The 6,155-nt window shown below is 50.0% G+C and carries 5 protein-coding genes, 1 pseudogene and 1 riboswitch; of the genes and pseudogenes, 2 read left to right on the plus strand and 4 right to left on the minus strand.

Annotation, left to right across the window (positions count from 1 at the left end; translation table 11 throughout):
• Positions 1–37 precede the first annotated feature (37 nt).
• The 3 genes from C0068_RS07450 to ttcA form a co-directional block, all read right to left on the minus strand.
• Complete coding sequence (locus C0068_RS07450; RefSeq protein ID WP_103683863.1) at positions 38–1,033, minus strand: flagellar motor switch protein FliG; 996 nt, start codon at positions 1,031–1,033, stop codon at positions 38–40.
• Positions 1,033–1,653 (minus strand): hypothetical protein, encoded by a 621-nt coding sequence (locus C0068_RS07455; RefSeq protein WP_146047851.1) that lies wholly within the window; start codon positions 1,651–1,653, stop codon positions 1,033–1,035. Before C0068_RS07455 ends, C0068_RS07450 begins: the two co-directional genes overlap by 1 nt.
• Positions 1,654–1,997: 344 nt before the next feature.
• Positions 1,998–2,900, minus strand: coding sequence for a tRNA 2-thiocytidine(32) synthetase TtcA (gene ttcA, locus C0068_RS07460; protein WP_103683873.1), 903 nt, complete (start codon positions 2,898–2,900; stop codon positions 1,998–2,000).
• Positions 2,901–3,186: 286 nt separating this feature from the next.
• Between ttcA and C0068_RS07465 the strand changes: the two genes are divergently transcribed.
• A complete protein-coding gene (locus C0068_RS07465; RefSeq protein WP_103683865.1) occupies positions 3,187–4,167 on the plus strand; it encodes a malate dehydrogenase in 981 nt (326 codons plus the stop codon).
• Positions 4,168–4,329: 162 nt separating this feature from the next.
• A complete protein-coding gene (locus tag C0068_RS07470) occupies positions 4,330–4,995 on the plus strand; it encodes a nitroreductase (RefSeq protein ID WP_103683866.1) in 666 nt (221 codons plus the stop codon).
• 239 nt (positions 4,996–5,234) lie between these two features.
• Here the strand turns inward: C0068_RS07470 and C0068_RS19930 are convergent.
• Positions 5,235–5,396 (minus strand): annotated as a pseudogene (locus tag C0068_RS19930) (integrase core domain-containing protein); the annotation flags it as partial.
• Positions 5,397–5,692: 296 nt separating this feature from the next.
• Positions 5,693–5,938: riboswitch (cobalamin riboswitch) on the plus strand.
• The last annotated feature ends 217 nt before the right edge of the window (positions 5,939–6,155 follow it).

Consider the following 6,155-nt stretch of genomic DNA (forward strand, 5'->3'; position numbering starts at 1 on the left):
ATACACGCGATGTAATCAATGCTGTTTACTATCGGCATTAAAACACATCAATTTTGCGCGCATCGAGAATAATTTCGCCTACCGCCGCCATTTGCTTTGCAATTTTTACAATTTCAATCTGAGCGGCAGCAGACTCCGCTTGAGTAAAGCGGCGCGACAAAGCTGACACTGCCTGCTTTTGCTCTGGGCTTAATGTACTTAAAAATTTGCGCCGGAGTTGCGCTCCAGCCTCTGCCAAGGCCGGCGCAAGTATCTCGGGAGAGAGCTGTTTTACCAACAAGGCCGTATCTTGTTCAGCCATATTGCCAATTTGAGCAAAACCAAACATTAATTCCTCAACCCGCGCCGCATGCTCTGGTTGACTGGCGCGCAAGCCGTTTAGCAAATTACTTTCTGAGCCCACGTCCATTTCATTTAGCAGTGCCGCCGCAAGCGAATCCCCAGTCATTGTGCGGCCAAGCGGACGGCCAACTTGGCTAAAGTACTGCTCCAATAGCCAATCTAACTCCTCTAATGCTGCGGGAGTAAGGTTCTTCAAACCGGCCAAACGGGCAAGTAAATCAAGTCGCCGCGACTCCTCAAATGCCAGCAATACCTCGCTACCCTGCCTAGCATCAAGGCAGGCAATCACTACCGCTTGGATTTGCGGGTGTTCACGCTGGATAATTTCGACAATCGTATTGCTCTCTAACCACTTCAGTTTACTGATGTGCCTCGACTGGCCGTGCAGAGCCAAGCGGTCACTCAATAAATTAGCTCGCTCAGCACCTAGGGCCTCCTCCAGCAAACTTAATACCGCGTCACCTGCGCTGGGTTTCACCCCAGAAAACGTCTTCACATCGCTATGGAAACGCGCCAACACCTGATGAAATTCGGCGCTGCTCGGCGCATCCATACCGCTCATCACTGCTGCCAGCCGGTGTACGTCTGCCGGCGGCAATGCTCGCATTATCGCCGCCGCTTGGGCCTTGTCTAATGACATAATTAGGGCCGCCGCCTGCTCCGCGTCTGATAAGTGAATCGCCGTCGTCATCACTTGGGCACCCCGTTTAACCACTCACTCAAGACGCTCGCCACCCGCGTAGGTTCATCCTGCGCAATGTCTTTAAAGCGCCGTAGTTGATCACTGTAATCATCAAGTGATTCCTGCGACTGAACCCGGGATTGGCGATAGCGATGAAGCACCCAGACCAAACCTACACTGGCCACAAAAAGCAGGGATAGACCAATATACATTCGCTGGATTACGGTAAATCCAAGCACCGACCTTGTGCTATCGCTTAAGCTGGGAAAGGCAAGAAATTGCATCGCAAAGCTATCGCCACGCGCCTCGTCTATCGCCAGGCCTGTCTTTAACAGGCTTGAAAGCGTTTGCTCTAGGTTCTTACTTTGCTTGCGACTATTTACTAGTATCAGCACGGCCTTACTCTCAACCTCAGCATCGCGAAGCTCATTCACCTGCACACTCACCTTGATATCCCGTGTATCAAGTAGCGACGCCGCAAGATCTTTAACTTTGCGCTCAAGGTATAACTCGCGCTGGCTGCGCTGATCGCTCACGCCTTTTTCCGACGCCGAAGAATCGGCAAAACGCCATTGCTGCCAAGCCGCTTCCGCAGTCACCACCAAGGCAGCCGTGAACAGCAGCGTCATGAAAATAATCACAAGGACGCTGGACCTAGAATGCAGATTATTTTCAGCTACTACAGAGCTCGTCACGCTACACCCTCAGTGCCAAATACCCTCTTGGCAGGAGATGTCAATAAAATGACAACCCAAATAAGCGAGGCTTCACAGCCGGAAAATTCGTCATTATTTTGACAGAAGGATTGAGAATACTCATGAATCGACACAATTTTCGCCACTAAACCATTAATATTCATGGATATAGCAGAAATCAGGCCAGCATCAACAACAGCCAATTAAGAATGGAGAATTGTTTTGTAGAGAAGGCAGCTGCCAAGCCCACTTAGGCCTAGGCAGCTTGAGAGCTGTAATTAAAGCTGAACCAGTTCAATTACATCGCTGCGTGAAGATAAGGGCGAAGGCACGCCACCCGCATCAATTGTTTGGGTGGAGTCGCCAAACTCATACTCTTTGCGCTCACCGCTGCGATCGATTGTCAGCGAGGCAAAATCAAACAAATTTGTGTCGGCCATTTGCGAGGGTGCAATATTTTGCATAGAAGAGAAGATCTTCTCTATGCGGCTGCCATCGGCTTTTTCCCAATCCATTAACATCTTGCGGATGTTTTGGCGCTGCAGGTTTTCCTGCGAACCGCAAAGATTGCAGGGAATAATTGGAAACGCCTTATGAGCGGCAAAGGCCTCAATATCGCTTTCACGGCAATACGCCAAGGGCCGAATAATAATATTGCGCTTATCGTCAGATAGCAGCTTTGGGGGCATCCCAGAAATCCGCGAGCCGTAAAACATATTCAAAAACAGGGTTTGTACGATGTCGTCTTTATGGTGACCAAGGGCAATTTTTGTTGCGCCAATTTCTTCTGCAAATGCGTACAGGGTTCCGCGACGCAGGCGCGAACAGAGACCACAGGTCGTTTTACCTTCGGGAATTTTCTGCTTAACAATCGAATAAGTGTCTTTATTGACGATGTAATATTCGATACCCAAGGCATCTAAATACTCAGGCAACACATGCTCTGGGTAGCCCGGTTGCTTTTGGTCCATATTAACCGCAACCAACTCAAACTTAACCGGCGCGCTTTTTTGCAGGTTCATGAGTATATCAAGCATGGTGTAGCTGTCTTTGCCCCCAGACAGACAAACCATCACCCGATCGCCCTCTTCGATCATTTTATAATCTTCAATCGCCTGCCCTGTGTGGCGGCGCAAACGCTTTTGAAGCTTGTTGAATTCGAGTTTCGGCAAACTAGACATGGCACGCAAATCAAATGGAGGACTGGGGCGCGCATTATATAGAAACGTCGCCGCAGCGGCCACCAATCAGCCTATTCAAGCTAGATCAAGACGCCTATTTGCCCTTAACGCGCCCTAGCGCTGGCAATCCTTGGCGGAGATGACTATCATTAGCCCGCCAAAATCTGCTGGCATGAGGTGTCTCGTACACGGCCAGACCCCGGCACGGGTGCATGTCGGATCGTGTAATCCACGTCCGATCGCACCCGCTCAAAAATCAGACCACCACCAGAAAGGGAATCGCCCAATGAAACAACCAGTTCGCGTCACCGTTACCGGTGCAGCCGGCCAAATTGGCTACGCACTTCTTTTCCGTATCGCTTCCGGCGCTATGCTGGGCGACGATCAGCCCGTTATTCTTCACCTACTCGACATCACTCCAGCGATGGACGCCCTACAAGGCGTGCGCATGGAGCTAGAAGACTGTGCATTCCCATTGCTAGCCGGTGTTGTTTGCACCGACGATCCAAATGTTGGCTTTAAAGACGCTGATTACGCACTGCTTGTTGGCGCACGCCCACGCGGCCCAGGCATGGAGCGTAAAGATCTGCTCGAAGCTAACGCGGCTATTTTCTCTGTTCAAGGTAAAGCTATTGATCAGAACGCCAGCAAAAACATCAAGGTATTGGTTGTTGGTAACCCAGCAAACACCAACGCACTGATCACTCAGCGCAATGCACCGTCTATTCCAGCGCGCAACTTTACTGCGATGACCCGCTTGGATCACAACCGCGCCATGACTCAAATTGCCATCAAAACTGGCAAAACAGTTAACGACGTGACCAATATGACAATCTGGGGCAACCACTCAGCAACTCAGTATCCAGACCTGTTCAATGCAAAAGTTTCTGGCCAAACCGCTAGCGACCTCGTAGACCAAGCATGGCTTGAAGGCGACTTCATCCCAACTGTACAGCAACGCGGTGCAGCTATTATTAAAGCACGCGGTGCATCTTCCGCCGCCTCTGCAGCGAACGCTGCTGCTGGCCACATGCGCAGCTGGGCACTTGGTACTACTGGTGACGACTGGGTTTCTATGGGTGTATACAGCGACGGTAGCTATGGCATTCAAGAAGGCCTGATCTACTCATTCCCTTGCCGCTGCAAAAATGGCGAGTGGGAAATCGTTCAAGGCCTAGAAATCAATGATTTCAGCCGCGCCAAAATGCAAGCCACTGAGCAAGAACTTGCCGAAGAGCGTGACGGTGTAAAACACCTTCTGCCATAATCGCAAGATTGTTCATAGAGAGGCGGCTTCGGCCGCCTTTTTTATTGGGCAAAACCAATAATAAGCATGCGAAATACTAGTAAATACCGCTAACGCCAATGACTATCCAACAAAAATCATTTACCGTTTAGCCCTTTGTAAAATGATCTGGAAAATAAGCTCATGAAAGTCTCCGATGCCGTAAAAGCCCGTCGCTCTATTCGGGGGTACAAACCCGACCCTGTCCCACAAGAGCTGCTGGAACAAATTTTTGACCAAGCCCGCTTTGCGCCCTCCAACTGCAACACCCAGCCTTGGCATACCGTGGTCTTGTCTGGACAAGCTCGCAAAGATTTACAAGCGGCAATATTTGAAGAAATTATGTCTGGCAAAGCCCCAACGCCCGTATTCACCCCCGGCGACGCAGGCCTCACCGGCGTGTACAAAGACCGCCAATACCAATGCGCCTTCACCTATTACGGTATTATGGAAATCAAGCGCCACGAAAAAGAAAAGCGCCAACAACTTGCCATGAAAAACTGGGAGTTTTTCGATGCTCCCCACGTAGCCTTTATTTCAATGCCCGCTAGCATGGGCGCAGTAAATGCGGTCGATATCGGTATTTATCTACAAACCCTCATGCTGTTACTGGTCGAAAATGGCTTGGCAAGCTGCCCGCAGGGCGCCCTAGCCCTCTACCCCGATCCGGTCTTTAAAATTGCCAATATTCCAGACGGCAACGCCATCATTTGCGGACTGTCTTTCGGTTATGAAGATGTTGGCGCGCGCATTAATGACGTTATTATGGATCGTGATCCACTGGCAGACTTGGTGCAGTTTATTAGCTAAGCACCGTCGATTTACCGGTATGAGATTGCGGTGGCCCGTTTGCGGCAAAAGCCAGCGCAACTCTGTGGCGAGGTCTGGATGAAAGTTTGATAATTTTTATCAGCCTCTACGCAGAATTTTGGGAAGCAAATCTGTGGGCGAATATGTCCCTCAAAATCGCCCACGTGTTTCTATCCTAGTGCGGGACCGGACACGCCTAGATTAGCCAACCACTTGTATTAATTATATTTTCTAAGCAATTAACGTCCTTTATACCCCCAAATATACCCCCTACTTTGTTTCACTAGAGTATCTATTTGAGTAAACCAAAGCCACTCAGTTTCATACTTCTGAACTTGCTCCAAGCTTTCAAACAAGTGCTTGCTCAGCCAACTATAACGGATCGTACGATTGGCCCGCTCTTCATTCAATATTTTGCTGATGCGGGTAACAGGGACACGTAAATCGCGGGCGAGACGATTGGCGCTCAAGCCCAGCGGCAATACATAGCCTTCTCGCAATATATCGCAGGGATGGATAGGTCGCATATTGTTCTGAATTATCAGAATTCCCTAGACAATTACTTCATATTTTTATCACGGTATAACGCGACACGTTAACCCTAAAGCGCCAAGCACACTTACTAACGTAACTACGCCGCACGCAGGAAGACTCCCAAAACCCCTAAATCCTTGACTCCACACCCCCAGCGGGTATGCTTTGCGCCGATGTTTCAGGTGCCCGCGTGTGTTTCTGCACACAGAGGTGAAACGGGAAACAGGTGCGCGCTGCTAATCAGCATTGCAATGCCTGTACTGCCCCCGCAACGGTAAACAGAGATGATCGTTCCGCTGGCTTTTAGCAAAGCGAGCAGCCACTGCGTTTTACGTGGGAAGGCGAATTGATCGTGCTGATGTATGAGCACTCTGTGAGTCCGGAGACCGGCCTGAAATAACAAGATAAACGCGACGGGGTGTCGACGCTTTGTTCAGCCACGACTGAGCCTGCACCTTCCCGCCTTTATCAGTCAATGGCCATATTAGCCGTATGCGGGCGAGCAGCGGCGGGAAGCACTCTATGTTTACTTTGTTAGCGACAGCAAAGCCCTTTGCTGCACGATCCAAGCTCTACTCCATTGTATTTTTGCTAAGCGCCTTTTTTAGCTTACTTGGTGCCAGCGC

Origin of the sequence: Zhongshania marina, assembly GCF_002915595.1 — a bacterium.
Lineage (GTDB): Bacteria > Pseudomonadota > Gammaproteobacteria > Pseudomonadales > Spongiibacteraceae > Spongiibacter > Spongiibacter marinus_B.

What these genes read in the sequence shown, in the direction of transcription:
- C0068_RS07465 (WP_103683865.1), top strand. Translation starts at nt 3,187, where the DNA reads ATGAAACAACCAGTTCGCGTCACCGTTACCGGTGCAGCCGGCCAAATT.
- C0068_RS07450 (WP_103683863.1), bottom strand. Translation starts at nt 1,033, where the DNA reads ATGACGACGGCGATTCACTTATCAGACGCGGAGCAGGCGGCGGCCCTA.
- ttcA (WP_103683873.1), bottom strand. Translation starts at nt 2,900, where the DNA reads ATGTCTAGTTTGCCGAAACTCGAATTCAACAAGCTTCAAAAGCGTTTG.
- C0068_RS07455 (WP_146047851.1), bottom strand. Translation starts at nt 1,653, where the DNA reads ATGACGCTGCTGTTCACGGCTGCCTTGGTGGTGACTGCGGAAGCGGCT.
- C0068_RS07470 (WP_103683866.1), top strand. Translation starts at nt 4,330, where the DNA reads ATGAAAGTCTCCGATGCCGTAAAAGCCCGTCGCTCTATTCGGGGGTAC.